General features: G+C 32.8%; 16 protein-coding genes. 1 reads left to right on the forward strand and 15 read right to left on the reverse strand.

Annotated elements, in window-relative coordinates; all coding sequences use genetic code 11:
* Positions 1 to 140: 140 nt before the first annotated feature.
* The 15 genes from Q4Q47_RS18050 to Q4Q47_RS18120 all read right to left on the reverse strand — a co-directional run bounded on the left by Q4Q47_RS18050 (position 141) and on the right by Q4Q47_RS18120 (position 19,995).
* Positions 141 to 1,316 carry a FecR family protein gene (locus Q4Q47_RS18050; RefSeq protein ID WP_303308038.1) on the reverse strand — a complete coding sequence of 392 codons (1,176 nt, stop codon included), beginning with the start codon at positions 1,314 to 1,316 and terminating at the stop codon, positions 141 to 143.
* A gap of 134 nt (positions 1,317 to 1,450) precedes the next feature.
* Complete coding sequence (locus tag Q4Q47_RS18055) at positions 1,451 to 2,047, reverse strand: RNA polymerase sigma factor (RefSeq protein ID WP_303308039.1); 597 nt, start codon at positions 2,045 to 2,047, stop codon at positions 1,451 to 1,453.
* Positions 2,048 to 2,418: 371 nt separating this feature from the next.
* Positions 2,419 to 2,628: a DUF6730 family protein gene (locus Q4Q47_RS18060; RefSeq protein ID WP_303308040.1), complete on the reverse strand. Its 210-nt coding sequence runs from the start codon at positions 2,626 to 2,628 to the stop codon at positions 2,419 to 2,421.
* A 511-nt stretch (positions 2,629 to 3,139) separates the two neighbouring features.
* Positions 3,140 to 4,519, reverse strand: a complete 1,380-nt coding sequence (locus tag Q4Q47_RS18065; protein WP_303308041.1) for a TlpA family protein disulfide reductase — start codon at positions 4,517 to 4,519, stop codon at positions 3,140 to 3,142.
* 10 nt (positions 4,520 to 4,529) lie between these two features.
* A complete protein-coding gene (locus Q4Q47_RS18070) occupies positions 4,530 to 5,987 on the reverse strand; it encodes a hypothetical protein (RefSeq protein ID WP_303308042.1) in 1,458 nt (485 codons plus the stop codon).
* 11 nt (positions 5,988 to 5,998) lie between these two features.
* Complete coding sequence (locus Q4Q47_RS18075) at positions 5,999 to 6,514, reverse strand: protein-disulfide reductase DsbD domain-containing protein (RefSeq protein ID WP_303308043.1); 516 nt, start codon at positions 6,512 to 6,514, stop codon at positions 5,999 to 6,001.
* Between the two features lie 114 nt (positions 6,515 to 6,628).
* Entirely contained in the window at positions 6,629 to 8,011 is a 1,383-nt protein-coding gene (locus tag Q4Q47_RS18080; RefSeq protein WP_303308044.1) for a TlpA family protein disulfide reductase, read from the reverse strand.
* A 20-nt stretch (positions 8,012 to 8,031) separates the two neighbouring features.
* Positions 8,032 to 9,339 (reverse strand): FG-GAP repeat domain-containing protein, encoded by a 1,308-nt coding sequence (locus tag Q4Q47_RS18085; protein ID WP_303308045.1) that lies wholly within the window; start codon positions 9,337 to 9,339, stop codon positions 8,032 to 8,034.
* Positions 9,340 to 9,655: 316 nt separating this feature from the next.
* On the reverse strand, positions 9,656 to 11,035 hold the full coding sequence (locus Q4Q47_RS18090) for a TlpA family protein disulfide reductase (protein WP_303308046.1): 1,380 nt from the start codon (positions 11,033 to 11,035) through the stop codon (positions 9,656 to 9,658).
* A 12-nt stretch (positions 11,036 to 11,047) separates the two neighbouring features.
* A complete protein-coding gene (locus Q4Q47_RS18095) occupies positions 11,048 to 12,367 on the reverse strand; it encodes an FG-GAP repeat domain-containing protein (protein ID WP_303308047.1) in 1,320 nt (439 codons plus the stop codon).
* A 16-nt stretch (positions 12,368 to 12,383) separates the two neighbouring features.
* Positions 12,384 to 12,929 (reverse strand): protein-disulfide reductase DsbD domain-containing protein, encoded by a 546-nt coding sequence (locus Q4Q47_RS18100; RefSeq protein WP_303308048.1) that lies wholly within the window; start codon positions 12,927 to 12,929, stop codon positions 12,384 to 12,386.
* Positions 12,930 to 12,935: 6 nt separating this feature from the next.
* Positions 12,936 to 13,496, reverse strand: coding sequence for a TlpA family protein disulfide reductase (locus Q4Q47_RS18105; RefSeq protein WP_303308049.1), 561 nt, complete (start codon positions 13,494 to 13,496; stop codon positions 12,936 to 12,938).
* A 194-nt stretch (positions 13,497 to 13,690) separates the two neighbouring features.
* Complete coding sequence (locus Q4Q47_RS18110) at positions 13,691 to 15,121, reverse strand: RagB/SusD family nutrient uptake outer membrane protein (protein WP_303308050.1); 1,431 nt, start codon at positions 15,119 to 15,121, stop codon at positions 13,691 to 13,693.
* 11 nt (positions 15,122 to 15,132) lie between these two features.
* Positions 15,133 to 18,744 carry a SusC/RagA family TonB-linked outer membrane protein gene (locus Q4Q47_RS18115; protein ID WP_303308051.1) on the reverse strand — a complete coding sequence of 1,204 codons (3,612 nt, stop codon included), beginning with the start codon at positions 18,742 to 18,744 and terminating at the stop codon, positions 15,133 to 15,135.
* A gap of 102 nt (positions 18,745 to 18,846) precedes the next feature.
* On the reverse strand, positions 18,847 to 19,995 hold the full coding sequence (locus Q4Q47_RS18120; RefSeq protein WP_303308052.1) for a FecR family protein: 1,149 nt from the start codon (positions 19,993 to 19,995) through the stop codon (positions 18,847 to 18,849).
* 113 nt (positions 19,996 to 20,108) lie between these two features.
* On the opposite strand from Q4Q47_RS18120, the gene Q4Q47_RS18125 reads away from it, so the two are divergent.
* Entirely contained in the window at positions 20,109 to 20,693 is a 585-nt protein-coding gene (locus tag Q4Q47_RS18125; RefSeq protein WP_303308053.1) for an RNA polymerase sigma factor, read from the forward strand.
* Positions 20,694 to 20,774 lie beyond the last annotated feature (81 nt).

The following is a 20,774-nucleotide window of genomic DNA, read 5'->3' on the forward strand; positions in this document are numbered from 1 at the left end:
GTTTTCTAACTAGAGAACGGACATTAATTAATTTAATTTCCATAAATTTGTTTGGTGTTAGTTATACATTAGTTTAATTAATACAATATGAGGGACGAGGTTTGTGACACCGCGAAATGTTTTGACTTCGTTCCCTTTTTTTATTCTAATACTACTTTTTTATCAGCAATCTCAAAGTTTTTAATAACTCCAGAATTTTTAATACTAATAAGTATTTTTTCTAAACTTTGATTTTTCCTTAATACTCCTACAAACTCTTCATTTTCAATTAATTTGTTTTTAATTATTATATCGACATCATACCATCGAGATAATACTTTCATCATATCTTTAAGTGGTTTATTTTCAAAACTAAACACACCTTCTTTCCATGATATTTCTCCATAAACATCAATCTTTTTAACTATAGTTGTATTCGTATTAAGGTTTAAGTTTAATTGTTGGGTTGGTATTAAGCTTTGTTTTCTGTTATCTATACTTACATCAACTTTACCTTCTACCAGTGTGGTATAAATATTAGTTTCATCTTTATATGCTTTAATGTTAAATTCTGTACCTAATACTTCTATTTCCTGAGATTTATTAAATACCTTGAATTTTGCTCCCCCATGTTCAGTACTCGGAGAGACATCGAAATAAGCTTCGCCGTATATCAACTCAACTTGTCTAGTCTTTCCATGGTTAAAAGCTACAGGGTATTTTAATTGGGTTTCAGAATTTAACCAAACTTTAGTCCCATCAGATAACTCTATAAAAAATTGACCTCCTCTAGGAATGGTTAAATAATTGTGAACTATCTCTTTAGTATTTCTTTTACTAGAAGCATAAATAATCTCTTCCCCATTGCTTTCCACATTTGTAGTTTTAAAGTTTTTTCCTTTTTGTAATTCTACTATTGAACCGTCTTCTAGAGTAAGAATTGCTTTGTCTGTACCTGTTTGAATGGTATTATTAACTATAATTGGAATCTCTTCTTGTGGATTATTAAATAGATTATCTCTCAGTAAATAGCTTGTAGATAGTATACCAATCACAACAGCGGCAGCGGCATATTTCCAAATGCTGTGCTTAGATCTTTTTCCCCGTTTCGAATCTGATAGGATATTCTTGATAATTTGATTAGAAGTAGCTTCATCTACCTTTGAAATTTCATAAAACAACTCAAAGACATTTTCTACAGTTGGAAAGTCTTTTGTTTTTTTTGCTGCTTGGAAATAACTTACAACGCTATCAATCTCTATTTGACTACAATCGTCCTTCAAAAACTTTAGGAGTAATTCCTTAATTTTTATATTATCTTCCATATTATCTTCCATATTATCTTCTATACACTTACTAATACGGGTGAGATGAAAGAGAGTACTACTCTTATATGGAGAAATTCAACATTTTTTAAAAAAATTCAATAAATTACAGGTAAAATAACAAAGAAAGAATTACAGAATTAGCGCTAAAAAATTTTCAAAATCAATAATAAAGTAAAAGAAACATCTTGGTGTTCCTTAAAATAATTGCGTAAGGTCTCTAATGCCTTATTCATTTGAGATTTTACTGTGCTTGTAGAAATACCTAATTCCTTACCTATTTGATCATAGGTCATCCCTTTTTCCCTAGACATTTTAAAAATGGTTCTTCTCTTAGGAGGTAAACTTTCATATGCTTCTCTCTTGATACGCATAAAATCAGCTTCAATGACTTGCTTGTCTGAAGCCACGAATGATTTCTGACTTTGATAGAAAATAGCTCTTTTCATCTTTTCGTCATTGGCGGCTTTTTCCAAAAAATCAAAACATTTATTTCTAGTAATAGTATAAAGAAAGGATTTAAAGGAGAGCGCCTCATCTAATGTTTCTCTTTTTTGCCATACTTTCATAAAAACATCTTGTAACATTTCTTCGGCATTAACCCGAGATTTTAACAATTTTAAACTGTATCCATAGATTTTATTCTTATAGATATCATAAAGTTTTATAAAAGCCTTTTCATTGCCAGCAATAACTTGCTTAACCAATAACTTTTCACTATGTGCTGCTTGATTTACCGACATTAGTTTTTAATAAAAAAACACTTTATTTAATTGTTACAATATGCGCCATACATTACAATATTAAGCAAATTTTATTAATACAGATAGTTTATTTTAAGGTCATGCTATGGAACACCGTTCTTAAAGGAAAGGAATATTTTAATTAGAAGTATTGTCTTTGGTTGTATTAAAAGAGGCCAAATACTATCTGCTAGCTTCAATAATTGGTCGTTTTAGTTTTCCATTGTTTTTATTTACTAAATTTCTATCTCTATCAAAAATGTCAATCAGAGAATATTAGAAATGCTGTTGCACTAATACCAAACAATACCGCAATTATAAAAACTACAACCGCCCAATTAGGATAAATTTTAGCTTGGTTAATTTTATTGTTAAATCGATTTTAAAGGCGCTTCATTAGCTTTTAAGTGAGATGCCATTTCTTTTTGGTGTGAAAAAATTATAGTTTTATATTCCGATAAATCCATCTTGATTTTGGTGTCATTTAATTGATTATTGATGTTTTCTAATTTCTCTATGTCATTTTTAAAATCATTGATTTCATTAACGAATAGTGCTGTTAATTCTTCTAATTTTGTCATGATTTTTGTATTTAATAACCAATACCTTTATCGATTGCTTTTTTGATTATAAATTTGGTAATTTTTAATGCGAAGTAATGGCTGTCTATTTGCCGATACAGAAAGTAAGTTTATAGCCTTTATAAAACTTTGAAGGTGGTATAAATTTGATACAATCATAATCAAAATAAATCCAGATAGTATCAGGTAATTAATACTGAAATTCTCTTTTATAATTTTTATTGGATTGAAACCTGTTGCAGTAATAGATAAGCGCACATTATTTCCGATTAAAAAATGTTAAGCTTTATGTATTCTTTTAAATCTCATATTTAGTGGTTCTCTTTTTTACAACAAAAACATAAAAGAAAAGGGTTGAAACCTCAACCCTTTAATCTTTTTCTTATAGTCACTAATCTAAAGAAATAATAAAATTCAATAACCATTATAGTATTAATAGGCTAACGCTTTTTATCTGTATTAATCCTTTTTATATAAATTACCCGGTTCAATACTTAACTATCATTCTTTACTAAAGTTCCAAACTATTCAATAAAGTTCTCAACTCAGGCTGTGAAGATCTTGGCGCATCATTATCTACAATATTACCTTCTGGGTCTAATAATATAAACCTTGGAATAGTAAATATTTTATATTCTTGAGTAAATTGAGATTTTAAGGCGTTGTCTGCCAATAGCTGATGCTCTGCATCCAACCCTTTTTCTTTTACCATAGCTTTCCATTTGTCTTTATCTTTTTGTGCATCAAAAGATAAGCCTACAAATGCTATGTTTTTACCGTGATATTCTTTTTCTATCTCTTTTATAAACGGTATTTCTTTTATACAAGGTGCACACCAAGTTGCCCAACAATCAAAGAACACATATTTACCTTTTAAGTCATCTAAAGACACCTTTTCTCCTGTAGCACTTTCATAATTAACAAACTTTGGTGAAGGTGATCCTGGTTCCAACTTCATAACATCTTTATAAAAAGTGGTTCCTTTTTCTTTAAATTCAGCATTTGTACAATACGTGATAAACTTATTATAAAGTGCTTTTTTATCTTCGGTGTTTACCAAAAACATTTCCAATGCGTTTGACAACATACCTCCCTTAACATAATCATTGCTTATATCATCATTAATCTTATCCATAACTTTTAACGGCATAGTACGTTTATCTGTTTTACCAAATTTATTAGACGCATATGCTAATGAGTTATACATATATGTTCCAAATGTCTGTGAGTTCTTGAATAAAAACTCATCATTTAAATTCGCCTCCTGCTGCTTTTTTATAAAGGTTTCTGGTAATTCTCCCTTATAAATCGACTCGAAATTACCCATAATCAAAAAAGTTCCATATTTTATATCTCCTACTTTAGTTTTATAATAATCGGGCTCTATTTGATCTTTGTACTTTTCTAGAATTGCCAAGCCATCCTTCTCAAACTGTATAAAGGTTTTCATAAATTTTGAGGGATCGTAGCTCCATATATCTGGGCCAGACGCCAAAAAATTAGTTTCAAAAACCTTTTTTTCATTTAAATACTTCGTTTCTAAAGAATTAATACCGCCAATTGTAGGTGGCTCTAACAGGTTTGTGTAATTGTAAGCAATTTCCACTTCAGAGTTATTCTTAACATATACATAAACTTGTTTGGTTTTACGGCCGTCACCACAAACATACTCTCCTTTTTCAAGACCTCTTAGGGTATCTTTTGAAAAACCATTTTCATCAAGATGGATGTCCTTAACTTTTTCTCGAGTAGACGAAGAATAAAGTTCTATAATAGCATTTTTTGCATTATTTGCCTGAATAGACAATAAGGTATAGTCTGTTTTTGGCTCTTGTTGTTTACAAGCTATAAATAATATAGCTGTAAATAATATTACATATTTTTTTTTCATCTATCTATTTTTATTTATCTCTTATTGTATTAATCATCCATTTATAACCTCCTGTTTCTGTAAAAAACAACTTGTCTCTGTTTTTCTTGAACCATTTTTGCCATAGTTTTACGGTAGTAAATGTTTCTTGAGTATAACGCAATAATAATCGTTGTGCTAATTCTGGTCGATCATTAGACTTCAACATAAAAATACAGGTATCCAATAATTTAATATCGTTATTAGCTATTCCTAAATTTTGCAAATCTTTGTCAAACATAATTTTAAGAAAACCATCCGTTTTTTCATCTGTAATCTCTTTTCGTAAACCCATGTACCCAGCGTTAGCTTCATAATAACTCAGGTAAGCATTCCAATCATCACCAAATTTTTGGAGCAATTGTTTTGGTACTTGTTGTAGATAATAAGCTCTATCTGGAAGCTTTGTTTCGTAATTCAAGATATATTTATTTTCTTCTTTTAGTGTTCCACCTAACTCTTTTATTTTCGCACTATTAAGCCTATCATGTGATTTCAGTTTATTCTTAATTTCATAAGTATAAGCTTTATCCGTAGCACTGTAAACAAAATTTAAAGCTAATGATCTTGGTTGTTTTAAACGCTTAACAAATGGTTTCTGACCTTTGAAATTAGAGATATAATGAATGGAGTTGATTAAAGCTAGTTTACCACTTTCTGTTAAATGACGTGGATCTGCTCTATATCCCCATTGAAAAAAGTTTCCGTGACGCCCAATGGAAACAGCTTCCACCATCTTAATACTTGGTCCACAGGCAATGGTTTCAGCATCAGGAGAATCATCGAAACCTGGCAAGGCAACTATACCAGGTGGATATTTTTTTAAATCCACATCTTGCATCTTTAACATCGGCATTTTTTCAGGTAAATTTCTTCCTGAAAAATATACATGAACAGATTGGTTTGGTGCCCTCATTTCTGTATCAGTCTTTATTGGAAGTTTATAAGGTGTAGAAAAAACAGGATGATTTTCATCAAAATAATAAGCATGAGAATCTAAACAATTACACAACACTTGAATTTTTGATTTCTTTTCACTTAAAATAGGACCTGCAACTCCAGCTATTAGAATTGTTGGTTTGTCGTAATTATCACTTATATATTTTAAATCCCAACCACTCTCTGTTAACTCTCCATTTAATTGACGAGGAACAGCATCAAAAACCACTACATCATATTTTTTAGTTAATCCTTCATTATATTCTTCTCCATAAACCAAATCAACAGTATTAAAATACTTCTGAAAGAATTCATGAAATACTTTAGCTCGTTCCGGTATAATATCTTCCTTCCATATCTTATCGCCTAAAGAATTTGCAAACATGTAACGGTTAGGTGTTTCTGGATTTTGACCTACATAAAGTACTTTTAAATCTGATTTTTTAATGCTTTGAGCCTGTATTGGTAATACAAATAGCACTATCAATAATAGAATAACTGTTTTTTTCATTTTAATTCTATTTAATTTACTGTTAATTTTAATTCTTTTGATATTTCATTTGGAGCTAAACAATGATATGGGTCACAAGGCTGAAAAGTTAGGGTAGCTTTAATTGGATGTTCTCCTGCTTCAAATTTTCCATCTAATTCATAAACAAAAATGAGATTCCCTTTATAAATCATAATGTTTGGGTCAGCTTCATAGCCCTTAATTTTAGGTTCTTTAATTAAGTTAACGGTTATTCCTTCTGGTACTTCAATTTTCAATTCAGATTGTATAAAATAACCTCCTTCAGGTACATAGGCATAAATATGCCAGTTGTTATGTATAACTGTTTTTACTATTAACTTTGTTGTTTCACCTTCTGAAATACTACTCTTTACCAAAGTAGCATTCATACTTACTGGTTCTTCTGAAGTTGTTTGCTTTAGTTGAATATTGTCAATAACACTTGAATAAATACTCGTTTGTGGTGCTTCTTGTCCTAAACATGTTAGACTTAAGAATAAAGCATAAAGTCCAAATAGATTTTTCATTTTTTTATTGATTGCGTGAAAATCGTTAACTATTTATGTTGTAAAATCTTATAGATATCCTAAACAAAAAGCACCTTGGTTTCCCAACGTGCTCCTAATTTTTGAAATTATCAATTACAATTCCAAACTATTCAATAATGATCTTATTTCTTCACCACTCGATGGTCTTGGCGCATCATTATCCACAATGTTACCTTCGGGATCCAATAATATAAACCTTGGAATAGTAAATATTTTATATTCTTGAGTAAATTGTGATTTTAAGGCATTGTCTGCTAGTAATTGATGTTCGGCATCCAACCCTTTTTCTTTTACCATGGCTTTCCATTTGTCTTTATTTTTTTGTGTATCAAAAGATAGACCTACAAATGCTATGTTTTTACCGTGATATTCTTTTTCTATTTCTTTTAAAAACGGTATTTCTTTTATACAAGGCGCACACCAGGTTGCCCAACAATCAAAAAACACATATTTACCTTTAAGGTCGTCCAAGGAAACCTTTTCTCCTGTGGCACTTTCATAATTAACAAACTTTGGTGATGGTGATCCTGGTTCCAACTTCATTACATCTTTATAAAAAGTAGTTCCTTTTTCTTTAAATTCAGCATTTGTACAATACGTGATAAACTTATTATAAAGTGCTTTTTTATCTTCGGTGTTTACCAAAAACATTTCCAATGTGTTTGACAACATACCACCCTTAACATAATCATTAGTTATATCATCATTAATCTTATCCATAACTTTTAACGGCATAGTACGTTTATCTGTTTTACCAAATTTATGAGACGCATATGCTAAATAATTATATGCATATGATCCAAATGCCGCTGAATTCTTGAATAAAAACTCATCATTTAAATTGGCCTCCTGCTGCTTTTTTATAAAGGTTTCTGGTAATTCTCCCTTATAAATCGACTCGAAATTACCCATAACTTGAAACGTTCCATACTTTATATCTCCTACTTTAGTTTTATAATAATCGGGCTCTATTTGATCTTTGTACTTTTCTAGAATTGCCAAGCCATCCTTCTCAAACCGTAGGAAGGTTTTCATGAATTTTGTGGGATCGTAGTTCCACATATCTGAATGAGGTGCAAAAAAATTAGTATCAAATAATTTTTTTTCATTTAAAAACTTAGTTTCTACGCAATTAATACCGCCAATTGTTGGTGGCTCTAACAGGTTTGTGTAATTGTAAGCAATTTCCACTTCAGAGTTATTCTTAACATATACATAAACTTGTGGGGTTTTACGGCCGTCACCATAAACATACTCTCCTTTTTCAAAATCTCTTAAGGTATCTTTTGAAAAACCATTTTCGTCAAGATGGATGTCCTTAACTTTTTCTCGAGTAGACGAAGAATAAAGTTCTATAACAGCATTTTTTGCATTCTTTGCCTGAATAGACAATAAGGTATAATCAGTTTTTGATTCTTGTTGTTTACAAGCTATAAATAGTATAGCTGTTACTAATATCACATTTATTTTTTTCATTTTATTACGTTTTTATTTTATTATTTTCTTATATAAACCCATACATAACCATGACTATACTGTTTAGCATTAAAATTGAAATAGATATCCATAAAATCTTCATTTTTTTTATTGTTTTCCATAACTCGATCCAAAAGATCTTCAGGCAAGTCCATCCAAGCCAGACCCCTAGCTTCATGTTCCGTTAGGTCTGCATTATTGTCCATTATTTCCTTATGACTGACTTTGACAAACTCTGAACATTTTGCATATAATTCAGTAATCTCTTCACTAGGATTTAATTTTGCTTCTAGCTCTTCTTCGAATTCAATTTGCTGTTCGGGGGTTAATTCAGGCGCCTTATCTTTAGTGCTAAACACGTCTCCTATAAGTAAATCTAGTTTACCATCGTTATTGTAATCATAAGGAAATACTTTACTTCTATAGCCGTGCGGCCTGTTATCTCCTTCTAATGCATTCATATGATCTCTTTTATTGATAATAAGCATTTCCGGGTCGCCAAATTTTGGGCTTCCTTTTTTGCCTATGTTTTTATACCAGAAAACATCCCCATGTTCACTCCCGCAAACCAAATCAAAAAGGCCATCTCCGTCCCAATCTACAGGTACACTATGGCTAGATAAGTCCTCTTTTTTATCTCCATATTTTTCCATCTCTATATGCTTTGGTGCTTCAAACTGAGGTGCTGTTTTAGATCCCGTGTTAAAAGAGACAAATGTTCCTTTAAATCGTACTCCCCAAACTAAATCTAAATCGCCATCTTCATCCCAATCAAATGGAGCTATGGTTGTTGTATGTCCAGGATTCATAGCTTTATCGGTTTTATCTCTTAAAAACTGATATTCCTTATACATCCCCTCGCCAATACCTTTGTAAAAATAAGCTTGACCTGGATAAGACCCAGATAGAATATCGTCTATACCGTCTCCATCAAGATCAATCACACGAGGTACAAACCCTACGCAACAATCTGTAGGTACATAAGCCTGTTTTCCTCCTGTTAAAAGTTTACCTGTAAAAGTATATTCGGGGTTTTCATTGGTTCCCATATTTAAATAAATATTACAGCCTCCTTTAGTAAGTTTATGACCTCCTCTTACTAAATCTGTGTCTGAACGCTCTTTCCCAAAATACCCAACCAGTAAATCATCTTTACCATCGTTATTATAATCGTATATAAATGGCGCCGAATGCCCAACTTCTGCAACATCTAAAAATTTCCCGTCTGCTTTTAAACGATATGGCTGTTCAAAAACTGTGGTTTCTACTTGTCCATAAGTATTAAATATTGTCATAAAAGCTATGGCTACTAATCCTGTTTTTTTCATCTTAAATTATTCTTATTTTATTAAGTGTTTCTTTTTTATTAATTCATTCATGACCTGTATTTTTAGTTTTGCGTTCTAAAAATCATATCAATAATATAGAGCCTTATGCAATTGGCTTCGGTTAAGAAAACTTTTTAGATTATTAACTATATTTTTTTTAACAAACTATCCTCGAGGTAGAGTCATAGAGTTGTTACGCTCATTTCATTTTGACCTTTGGGTCAAAAATCAAAATTCTATATTTAGATTCCCGCCTTCTCGGGAATGACAATTTCAACGGATGCCCCGAGACAGAGCCTCGAGGGATTCTTTTCTATTAAAGGTCTAAACTTTCTAATAAAGTTCTTAATTCCGGCTGCGAAGGTTTAGGCGCATCATTATCTACAATATTACCTTCTGGGTCTAATAATATAAACCTTGGAATAGTAAATATTTTATATTCTTTAGTAAATTGTGATTTTAAGGCGTTGTCTGCCAATAGCTGATGTTCGGCATCCAACCCTTTTTCTTTTACCATAGCTTTCCATTTGTCTTTATCTTTTTGTGCATCAAAAGATAAGCCTACAAATGCTATGTTTTTACCGTGATATTCTTTTTCTATCTTTTTTATAAACGGTATTTCTTTTATACAAGGTGCACACCAGGTTGCCCAACAATCAAAAAACACATATTTACCTTTTAAGTCATCTAAAGACACCTTTTCTCCTGTGGCACTTTCATAATTAACAAACTTTGGAGATGGTGACCCTGGTTCCAACTTCATCACTTCGTTAAAAAATGTTGTTGTTGTTTCTTTAAACTCATCATTTGTGCAATATTGCAAAAACCGATTATAAAGTTCTCTCTTACCATCTGTTTTCACCAAATGCATGTCCATTGTCGCCGATAACAAAGCACTTTTTATATAATCATTGGTTACATCATTATTAATCTTATCCATAACTTTTAATGGCATTGTACGTTTATCTGTTTTAGCAAATTTATTAGATGCATGAGCTATGTAGTTATTAGTAAAAGCACTATATATTCCAGAATTGTTGAATAAAAATTCATCATTAAAATTCGCCTCCTGCTGCTTTTTTATAAAAGCCTCTGGTAATTCTCCTTTATAAATTGACGCATAATTACCCATGTTCATAAGCGTTTTATATTTTGTATCTCCTACTTTAGTTTTATAATAATCAGGCTCTAATTGATCTTTATACTTTTCTAGAAGCGCCAAGCCATCTTTATCTCGTTGTATAAAGGTTTTAGTAAGTTTTAAGGGGTCGTAATTCCAAAAATCTGAATGAGACGCACGAAAATTAATGTCTAAAGACTTTTGTTCACTTAAAAGCATAGTTTCTGCAGAATTAGTACACCTAATTGTAGGTGGCTCTAACAGGCTTGTGTAATCGTAAGCAATTTCCACTTCAGAGTTATTCTTAACATATATAAAGATAGATTGGGTTTTTCGACCGTCACCAAAACCATACTCTCCTTCTTCAAAACCTCTTAAGGTATCTTGTGAAAAACCATTTTCATCAAGATGGATGTCCATAACTTTCACTCCTTTATCCATAGAAAAAAGTTGTATAACAGCATTTTTTGCGTTCTTTGCCTTAATAGACAATAAGGTATAATCTGTTTTTGGCTCTTGTTGTTTACAAGCTATAAACAGTATAGCTGTAACTAATATTATATTTATTTTTTTCATTTTATTACTTTTTTATTTTCTTATATAAACCCATACATAACCATGACTGTAAGGTTGGCCACTCTTAAGTTTGAAATAGTCCTTTAAATCCTCTGCAGCTTTTTTATAGTATTTTTTAAGTGGAATTAATAGATCTTCAGGTAAGTCCATCCAAGCCAGACCTCTAGCTTCGGTTTCTGTAAGGTCTGCATTATTGTCCATTAATTCCTTATACCTGACATTAGCAAACTTTGCACATTTTGCATTTAATTCATTTATCTCTTCAGGAGGGTTCATAATATATTCTGATTGTAGCTCTTCGAGTCCAATTTCCTGTTCCGGGGTTAGTTTAGGTGCTTTATCTGCGGTGCTATACGTATCTCCTATAAGTAAATCGAGCTTACCATCGTTATTGTAATCATAAGGAAACACTTTGCATCTAGTGCCGTGCGGCTTGCTGTTATCCCCTTCCAATGTTCTATGTCCTCTTTTATTATTAATAATAAGCATCTCCGGGTCGCCAAATTTTGGGCTTCCTTTTTTGCCTATGTTTTTGTACCAAAAAACATCCCCTTGTTCACTCCCGCAAACCAAATCAAAATGGCCATCTCCGTCCCAATCTATAGGTACACTATGACTAGACAATTCATACATTTTTTTATCTCCATATTTTTCCATCTCTATATGCTTTGGTGCTTCAAACTGCGGTGCCGTTTTAGATCCTGTGTTAAAAGAGACAAATGTTCCTTTAAATCGTACTCCCCAAACTAAATCTAAATCGCCATCTTCATCCCAATCAAATGGTGTTATGGTTGTTGTATGATCAGGGTTCATAGCTTTACCGGTTTTATCTCTTAAAAACTGGTACGCCTTGTACATCCCCTCGCCAATACCTTTGTAAAAATAAGCTTGACCAGGATAAGACCCAGATAGAATATCGTCTATACCGTCTCCATCAAGGTCGGCCACACGCGGTACAAACCCTACGCAACAATCTGTAGGTACATAAGCCTGTTTTCCTCCTGCTAAAAGTTTACCGGTAAACGTATATTCGGGGTTTTCATTGGTTCCCATATTTAAATAAATATTACAACCTCCTTTAGTAAGATGATGACCTCCTCTTACTAAATCTGTGTCTGAACGCTCTTTCCCAAAATACCCAACCAGTAAATCATCTTTACCGTCGTTATTATAATCGTATATAAATGGTGCCGAATGTCCAGTTTCTACAACATCTATAATTTTTCCGTCTGCTTTTAAACGATATGGTTGTTCAAAAACTGTGGTTTCTATTTGTCCATAAGTACTAAATATTGTCATAAAAGCTATGGCTAATAATCCTGTTTTTTTCATCTTAAATTATTTTTTGTTATTCTGGCAATAGGCTACTTAGTATGCTAACACTATTACTGTTTCCTACTACTATTTTGGTTTCTATTGTTGCCTCACCAGCCATGCAAATGGTTGGATCGCAAACCTGCCATTCAATATTAGCAGTGATTGTAGCATCTGACTTTTTCTTTTTAGAGGCTTTTATATGATAAACTACCATAAAATCGTTTTTATAAACCTTATCCATTCCTCCTTTACGCCCAGGGACTTCTAGAGGAGTAGGCCATACTTCCTTAATTATTTCAAAACCTTTTGGAATATTTAAATCTATTGTTGTGGGAAGGTTTTTTTCACTGTCTTCTTTACTATAGGTGTACCAGTTTAGCATTAAGTCAAAGCTTACAGCCAGCTTAAATACGTTTTTGGTTTTAACCGTATCCATATTGGTAAACATACGTACTTTAAGTTCTGGCATACCCTCATTAGGTAATTTGTAAAAAGCCAATTTAGCCTCTTTACCGGGCGATTGCGAAAACCCTACAATACTAAAAACTAAAAATAAAAGTGTTACTAAATGTTTCATTTTAAATTATTTTAAAAGTTCTTCCAATTTTTTGTTTAAGGCGTGGTGACGCAAATCGCGTGCGATTATTTTTCCGGATTGATCTACCAAAAAATTTGCTGGTACGCTTTTAACACCATATGATTTTACAATATCACTTTTAAAGGCTAGCAGATCACTAACATTTATCCATGGAATATTTTCTTCTTTAGATGCTTTTGCCCAACGTTCTTTCTTTTTGTCTAATGAAAAAGAAACAATTTCAAAGCCTTTGATTTTAAAACTGTTATAAGCTTCTTTCAAATAAGGAATTTCTTCTCTACAAGGTCCACACCAACTTGCCCAAAACTCAATTAAAACATACTTGTTTTTCTTTAAGGTTTTAGATAGTCTAAACGTTTTATTCTTTAAGCTTTTAGCTTTAAAATTTTTAACTGTTTTTCCAATTGAGTCTGACACATTTTGATCAATACAGTTTTGCATCAAGCCTTGCTGAAAACATAAATTTGGTTCATACCCTTTATTGGTTTCTCCTTCATTAAATCCAAAACATATTATGATTGACGCGAACAAAACTATTTTCTTCATAATGCTATACTTATTTGATTTTAAGCTTTAAAATTTTTTAAAGGTTCTCTATGTAGGTTCAGGTAACCTCAATGTATAACGCCTACCATATTTTCATTTAGGCCTAATAGATGGTACCACTTTATAGTCTGGATTCTATAAAATTTTGATAAATAATCCCCTAGACATAATTCTAGGGGATTACTATATTCTTGTTATGGATTTGGTTCAAGTAAATTGTTACTTGCCAAAGCTAACCTTGGCATTGGAAAAATTAATTTACTCTCGTTGGTAATGCTTGGTTTTAATGACGCCGCACTAATATCTCCCAATCTATCAAAGCGTACTATATCATACCAAGATTCGGAATTTTCGCTAAACAACTCTAAACGTTTTTCGTTAAAAATTGCCGTTAAAAGCTCTGCTTTAGTAGCAGGTGTTTCATTAGAAACCCCGGCTCGTGTGCGAATTTCGTTTAGTCTTGCTAATGCTCCCGCATCTACTCCTGCACCCATTCTTGCCAAAGCCTCTGCTTCTATTAGGTATATTTCTGCTAATCTTAAATAGAATTTGGTTAAACCTATTCTACCAGCAGTACCTGTCAAATCACGAGCGACATACGGATATTTACCATGGCTATTAGGCCCCACAGTTGCATCGGCATAAGCATAATTGTAACGCGGATCGAAACCAGTTCCGGCTCCAAACAAAGATCCGGCACCAGCAACTTGATCGTCTGCCAATTGTGTTAAAGCAGGACTATAACGTGTACGGTTTATTTGATTTAAAAGCGTCATATTTTCATTTTGACTAACACCATCTATAAATGGAGCAAATAATACTTCCTGAGACAGGTGTTGACCGGAAAATATATTCGCATAAGCACTTTCCAAAGCGTATCCAGCTCCATTGCCAATTACTTGATTGGCTGTGGTAGCCGCATTGGCATAATCGCCCATATATAAATACACCTTTGCCAAATAGGCATTAGCCGTAACCCGACTTATAAACCCGCCATTGGCAACTGTGGCAGGAGCATTAGTAGCTGCAAACTGCAAATCTGCCAAAATAAAATCATAAGATTCCTGAACTGAACTTCTTGCGGCTGCTTCTAATGTTTGTGCCGGCTTATCTCGTAATACAATACCAAAATTAGAGGAGGTATTATAGAATTGACCATAAGAGCGTAACAAATCAAATGATGCCATAGCTCTTTGGCAACGTGCCTCTGCAATCATTTCGGTTTTTCGTTCTTCTGAAATGCCAACAGCCTCACCTGCTTCTAATTTTGTAATTAACCAATTGGTATTGTTAATTATTTTATAATTGGTATTATAATACCCCTGAATAAAAGAATTATCATCAGGTATTTGATTAGTTGCCATACCAGTGTCTCCAAATAATGCTGCCGTCTGCAGTATAAGGTCCCCTTGAAACTCAATCAAGAATATTGCATTGGCAACTGTAAATTCACTCCTCCACTGCGTATAAATACCATCTAAAACGCTCTGCGCAGAATTCTCGTCTCGAATAACGTTTAAATCCGTAAGTTCATTAATAGGAACAACATCATCTATACTACATGATTGGCTTAAAAATAAGACCATCAAAAAAATTACTGTTTTTATTTTATATATAACTTTCATAGTTTTTATTTTTAAAATTGAACATTGATACCAAACGAAATTGTTTTTGATAAAGGATACGGATCGGTATTTCTCTGTCTATCGGTTACACGACCTCCACCTGATGATTCTGGGTCCAGACCAGGCCAATCTGTAATTGTAAACAAGTTGCTGGCTGCTACAAACAATGATCCACTTTTCAAACCAATTGGGCTTAGAGCATCTTTAGGCAAGTTATATTTCAATTGTATGTTTTTTAATCGCAGGTACGAGGCATCGAATACTTCATTAAATCTTCTATTACTTCCCGGATCAAAATACACCACTCTTGGATATTGGGCATCGGTATTTGTTGGTGTCCATGTATTATTGTGGTAAAATGCTTGGTTATTATTTCCCGGTGTTGCAAAAGAATTGACATTGGCGTTCCCCCAGGTAGCCTCTGCCCCTACACTGAATTGAAAAAACGCATTTAATTCAAAGCCTTTGTAACTAAACCTGTTAGTAAACCCTCCAAAAAAGTCGGGTTGCACATTACCTATCACTACGCGATCGTCTGTATTAATAATGCCATCATTATTGGTATCTGTAAACCTATAATCACCAGGTGAAGTTCCTGTTTGATCATATACGGTTCCTGCACCATGCACAGTAGCAGCGTTAGCATTTAATTGGTCTATAACCGCCTGGTCTTGAAAAATACCATCAACTTTATACCCTTTTAAAGTTCCAGCTGGTTCTCCTACTACGATAGCATCTTGTAAAAAACTAGAGATAACATCACTGTTCAATTTTTTAACTTCGTTTCTGTTTAAGGCCCAATTAACCGTAGTACTCCAGTTAAAACCATTGGCCTCATTACTTCTTACAATATCACCTCCTAACTCTATTTCCAAACCTTTATTAGACATTTCTATAAAGTTTTCGGTAAATACATTAGGTCCTAATTCTTGCGGTATAGCACCTGGAGACAGACCATCTGTTGTTTCTCTAGTATATGCATCTATACTACCTCTCAATCTATTGTTAAGCAGTGCAAAATCAAATCCAACGTTAAACTCCTGAGTGGTTTCCCATCCTATGCTAGCATTAGGCAATGAACTGGATGGTTGTATAGCAGGATTACCATTATAAATCCCTAAACCTAGTTCTCCCAAAGCAAAGAATTGCAAGTATGCAAATTCCGATAGATTGGTAGATCCGGTTTTACCCCAACTAGCTCGCAATTTTAATTGGTTGATCTTATCACTTTGTAAAAAAGACTGGTTGTGCATGTTCCATCCTAAAGATACGGCTGGAAAATAAGCTCGCTTATTACCAGGTGCAAATTTAGACGAGGCATCACTTCTGAAGTTAAACGTGGCATCCAGCAAATTTTTATAACTGTAAAACGCCTGAACGAAAGCTGAATTTAGACCGACTTCAATTGTTCCCTCATCAGTATCGTTTGGTGTCAGGTTATTAGGTGTATTTAATACTTCCTCATCTAAAAAACCTTCAATGAAATTACTATAAGTACGTTCTACCTGGGTTCTATCCCAAGCAAATCCACCCAACACATTTATGGTATGATCCCCAAAAGTATTATTGTAATTGGCTGTTAAATTGGTTACCAAATTAATATTTAAATCACTAGCAGTGGTAAGTGATGGTTGCGGAAAGAAATTAAATGCAGGAATAGAGAATATACCTTCTGAACCTGAAAAATTACTCACTTTGGTATTAAACAGCCCTACATTAACATCTGCTTTTACTTTAACATTTTTTAATACTTCGGCTTCTAAAAACACCTTACTGGTAAGGGTATACCCTCTTGTTTTGTTTTTGTTAGATGATAGCGTTGCAACAGGGTTTGCGCCTTCTCCAGCTGCACCAAAAGCCCAATCTTCGTATCTAAAGAAATTGCCATCGGCATCTCTTACAGGAACATCAGGTCTGGTCGACACCAAGGAACTGCTTGTTCCAGATCCGAATGCACTTTCAGAATTTATTCTTTTGGTATGCCCCAAATTAATATTAAACCCTGCAGTAATACTTTTGTTAAGTTCAGATCTCAAATTACCATAAAAATTGAATTGCTCGTAATTATCGTTAATCTTTAGACCTTCTTGATCCATATAAGAGCCACCAAAAGCATAGGTTGATTTATCTGACCCTCCTCTTATATTTACATTGTATTGTTGGGTCATAGCACTGGTATTATAGATCTCGTCGTGCCAATCAGTATTTGCCGATCCTAAGAAATCAGGATTTAAACCGTTATAAGTATACTGAAACGTAAAAAAGTCTAAATCTAAATCTGCTATTGAGCTTGGCCCACTAAATGGAGAATTGGCAAAACTAAATAAGCTAAAAGGACTTATTTGACCACTATTAGCTGCAGCAACCGAATTCCTAAAAATTAAATCGGTGTATTCGCCATATTGTTGACTATTCATTGGATTTAACCTGTTAATAGGTTTACCAAAAGAGGTCTGGGATGAAAACTGAACCGTAGCAGCTTCATTTTTCTTTCCTTTTTTAGTAGTTACCAAAATAACCCCATTGGCACCACGCGACCCATAAATAGCCGTAGCTCCAGCATCTTTTAAAACATCAATCGACTCGATGTTATTGGGATCTAAAGACAGTAAAGGGTTTGCTGCTGCCGGGAATATAAATCTTGAACCTGTACTACCACCAGTATTAAATGTTGCATCTGTATTAAAAATAACACCATCAATAACATATAAAGGTTGGTTTGATGACGACTCAAAATCTCCTAAAAGCGGTGATGTAATTCCTCTAATGTTAATAGAAGCTCCACTACCTGGTGCACCAGAGTTTTGAGATACATTAACACCTTTAAGCATACCACCCAAGCCTCTGTCGAAACTAGCGGTTGCAGCCGTATTAATAGTTAAATCATCTTGGTTAATAGAAGAAACTGCTCCAGTTATATTTTTACGCTTTTGCGAACCGTAACCCACAAGCACTACTTCTTCTAAAGTGCTAACAGACTCTTTTAAAGTAATATTATAAACAGTTTGGTTGGCTACAATTTCCTGACGGAATATTTCATAGCCAAGGCCTTGTGCCACTAAGTAGTGTCCAACCGCTGTTTTTAAGGTAAATTTTCCGTCAAAATCTGTAGTCGTTCCTCTTACTATAAAGTCATTGTTGCTTAATTCATAAGGTTCTGTGCTAGAAACATAGACCGTAATTCCAGATAAAGGCATTCCGTTCTTGTCTGTAACAACTCCGGATATTTCAATTTCTTGTTGCTTTTCTTGCTCCGTTTTTTCTAATATCAGCAATGTATTAGAGCTACTGAACTTAACATTAAAACTGCCCGATGCTAAACTTTGACTTAATAATGTATTAGCAGGTATATAACCTTTATAAAGATTTACTTTTGGAAAATTTTTAAAAAGTTCTTCGTCATAAATAAACTTGTAGTCTGTTTGCTCCATAATAAGGTCAAAAACCTCATCTACAGTTATTGTTTTATCCGTATCAATTTTAATTTTTGCGTTTTGAGATAATACATTTTCAGGGTTTAAACTGAAGACCGCTGTGCAGCACAAGAAAATAAATGCTCTCATAATGTTAGTTGTTAATCCCTTCTTGGAATACAAAAAGGCATTTGTTGAGTTAATTTTCATAAATTTGCATTGTTATTAGTTAGTAAAAAAATTAATTGGTAACCTTTAAAGGGGGACAAAGGGATATTCATTCGACCGACTATTCTTTGCCCTCTTCTTTTTTTATTCTATAATTATTATTTTGTCTTTTATTTCATAGTTTGATAATTTTCTAGATGTTATTATGGTTTTTAAAACTTCTTCTATATTTTGATCTTTTCCTAACACACCTTTAAATGTAATATCATAGAGAGCTTCGTCTTTTACTATAAAATCGACGTCATACCATCTAGACAAAACCTTAGTAACTTCTTTCAAAGAAGTGCCTCTAAAACTGAAAATACCAGTTCTCCAAAGCGCTACTTTACTAGCATCTACAGTAATAACTTCAATCTTTTCAGTTTCTCGGGTTAAAACAGCTTGCTGATTAGGAGTTAATATTGTTCCTTCAGTAGTATTACTCAAAGCAATACTACCTTCAACAAGGGTTGTATAAATTTTGCTGTCATCACGGTAGGCTTTTACATTAAACTCTGTACCGAGCACTTTAATCATCTGTTCATCTGAAACCACTTTAAATTCTGAACCGTTATGATCTGTACTTGGCGATACATCGAAATAAGCTTCTCCGTAAACTAATTCTACTTCTCTAGTTTCTCCTTCTATAAAATTTACTGGATATTTTAGTTTAGATTCTGAATTTAGCCATACTTGGGTACCATCAGATAATGTGATTGCATATTGTCCGCCCCTTGGAATGGTTAAATAGTTATAGGCAATTTCTTGTTTTGATGCTTCTAAGGTTTTATAAACTATATGTTCACCATTACTCGTTAAGTTATTTTCGGTATAGTTTTGTCCTTTTTCCAGAACTACGGCAGATCCGTCTTCAAGAGTTAATATGGCTTTATCTGTGCCTGTTGGAATGTCATTATTTACAATTACCGGATCAACTCCTTTCGAATTATCTCCGTTAAAAAATAAAGTCAATGACACTAAAAGCGCAATTGAAGCAGCTATCGCTCCGTATTTTATAAATCGTAATTTTTTAACTTTTTTGGCTCCGATATTATTTAAAAATTCTTTGGAAGTAATTTTGTTCGAATACTTCTTGAACTCCTTGTTAACAATATAATCCATTGAAATAAAAGCTTCTAACTCATTTTTATTCTCAGGGTTTTCAATCCACTTTGTGAGTAACTCCTCCTCCGCTTTCGAAGTATTATTATCTAAATACTTAACAATAATTTTATATATTTCTTTTTTTCTCATTCTACGAATGTCTTTTGTCTATTATTACTAGTGTGTCGGAAAATTATAAAATACCACTACTATAAAAATAACTTTTATTAATATTGTACACTTAACGATAACTCATTCATAGCTTGATTACCTCTTTAAATAGCGATAAATCTCTAATTGACAGATTAAAGATTGATGATAAAAAAGCCTTTGATTATATATACAATGTCTATTATGACAAGCTATGTCTTTACATTTTTAGTTTTTCAAGTAATGATGCCATTGCCGAAGATATTGTTCAGGATATTCTGCTTAAACTATGGGAAAATAGAAAAAACCTAAATATTCATACGTCTCTTAAAGCATATTTGTATAAATCGGTATACTATACATATATAGATCATTATCGATTAAAAAGAAAAAGGAATGATCAGCTTGAAACGATTAGAATGAATGCCATTAATAATATCGTTGAAAAAGATGATGAATTCATTGAGCAAAAATTAGTTGAATTAAGAGCCGCAATTAAAGAGTTACCACCAAAAGGAAAAGAAGTATTTCTTTTAAGTAAAATGCAGGGTTACAAATATCGAGAAATTGCTGAAACGCTTAATATATCTATCAACACGGTAGAAGTGCACATGACAAAATCTTTAAAGTTTTTGCGAAAAAGACTGATTGATAAGGGTAATGACTTTATCAAATTATTTCTTTCGTTTTATCGTTGATTAACGAGTCGACCAATTACTAATAACCATTTCATTTACAGATAATTAACAATTATATAAATAAAATTAAAATCTATTTGC

Origin of the sequence: Flavivirga spongiicola (assembly GCF_030540825.1) — a bacterium.
Lineage (GTDB): Bacteria > Bacteroidota > Bacteroidia > Flavobacteriales > Flavobacteriaceae > Flavivirga > Flavivirga spongiicola.

Coding starts and splice junctions, on each gene's coding strand:
- Q4Q47_RS18050 (WP_303308038.1), bottom strand. CDS start 1,316: ATGGAAGATAATATGGAAGATAATATAAAAATTAAGGAATTACTCCTA.
- Q4Q47_RS18055 (WP_303308039.1), bottom strand. CDS start 2,047: ATGTCGGTAAATCAAGCAGCACATAGTGAAAAGTTATTGGTTAAGCAA.
- Q4Q47_RS18060 (WP_303308040.1), bottom strand. CDS start 2,628: ATGACAAAATTAGAAGAATTAACAGCACTATTCGTTAATGAAATCAAT.
- Q4Q47_RS18065 (WP_303308041.1), bottom strand. CDS start 4,519: ATGAAAAAAAAATATGTAATATTATTTACAGCTATATTATTTATAGCT.
- Q4Q47_RS18070 (WP_303308042.1), bottom strand. CDS start 5,987: ATGAAAAAAACAGTTATTCTATTATTGATAGTGCTATTTGTATTACCA.
- Q4Q47_RS18075 (WP_303308043.1), bottom strand. CDS start 6,514: ATGAAAAATCTATTTGGACTTTATGCTTTATTCTTAAGTCTAACATGT.
- Q4Q47_RS18080 (WP_303308044.1), bottom strand. CDS start 8,011: ATGAAAAAAATAAATGTGATATTAGTAACAGCTATACTATTTATAGCT.
- Q4Q47_RS18085 (WP_303308045.1), bottom strand. CDS start 9,339: ATGAAAAAAACAGGATTAGTAGCCATAGCTTTTATGACAATATTTAAT.
- Q4Q47_RS18090 (WP_303308046.1), bottom strand. CDS start 11,035: ATGAAAAAAATAAATATAATATTAGTTACAGCTATACTGTTTATAGCT.
- Q4Q47_RS18095 (WP_303308047.1), bottom strand. CDS start 12,367: ATGAAAAAAACAGGATTATTAGCCATAGCTTTTATGACAATATTTAGT.
- Q4Q47_RS18100 (WP_303308048.1), bottom strand. CDS start 12,929: ATGAAACATTTAGTAACACTTTTATTTTTAGTTTTTAGTATTGTAGGG.
- Q4Q47_RS18105 (WP_303308049.1), bottom strand. CDS start 13,496: ATGAAGAAAATAGTTTTGTTCGCGTCAATCATAATATGTTTTGGATTT.
- Q4Q47_RS18110 (WP_303308050.1), bottom strand. CDS start 15,121: ATGAAAGTTATATATAAAATAAAAACAGTAATTTTTTTGATGGTCTTA.
- Q4Q47_RS18115 (WP_303308051.1), bottom strand. CDS start 18,744: ATGAAAATTAACTCAACAAATGCCTTTTTGTATTCCAAGAAGGGATTA.
- Q4Q47_RS18120 (WP_303308052.1), bottom strand. CDS start 19,995: ATGAGAAAAAAAGAAATATATAAAATTATTGTTAAGTATTTAGATAAT.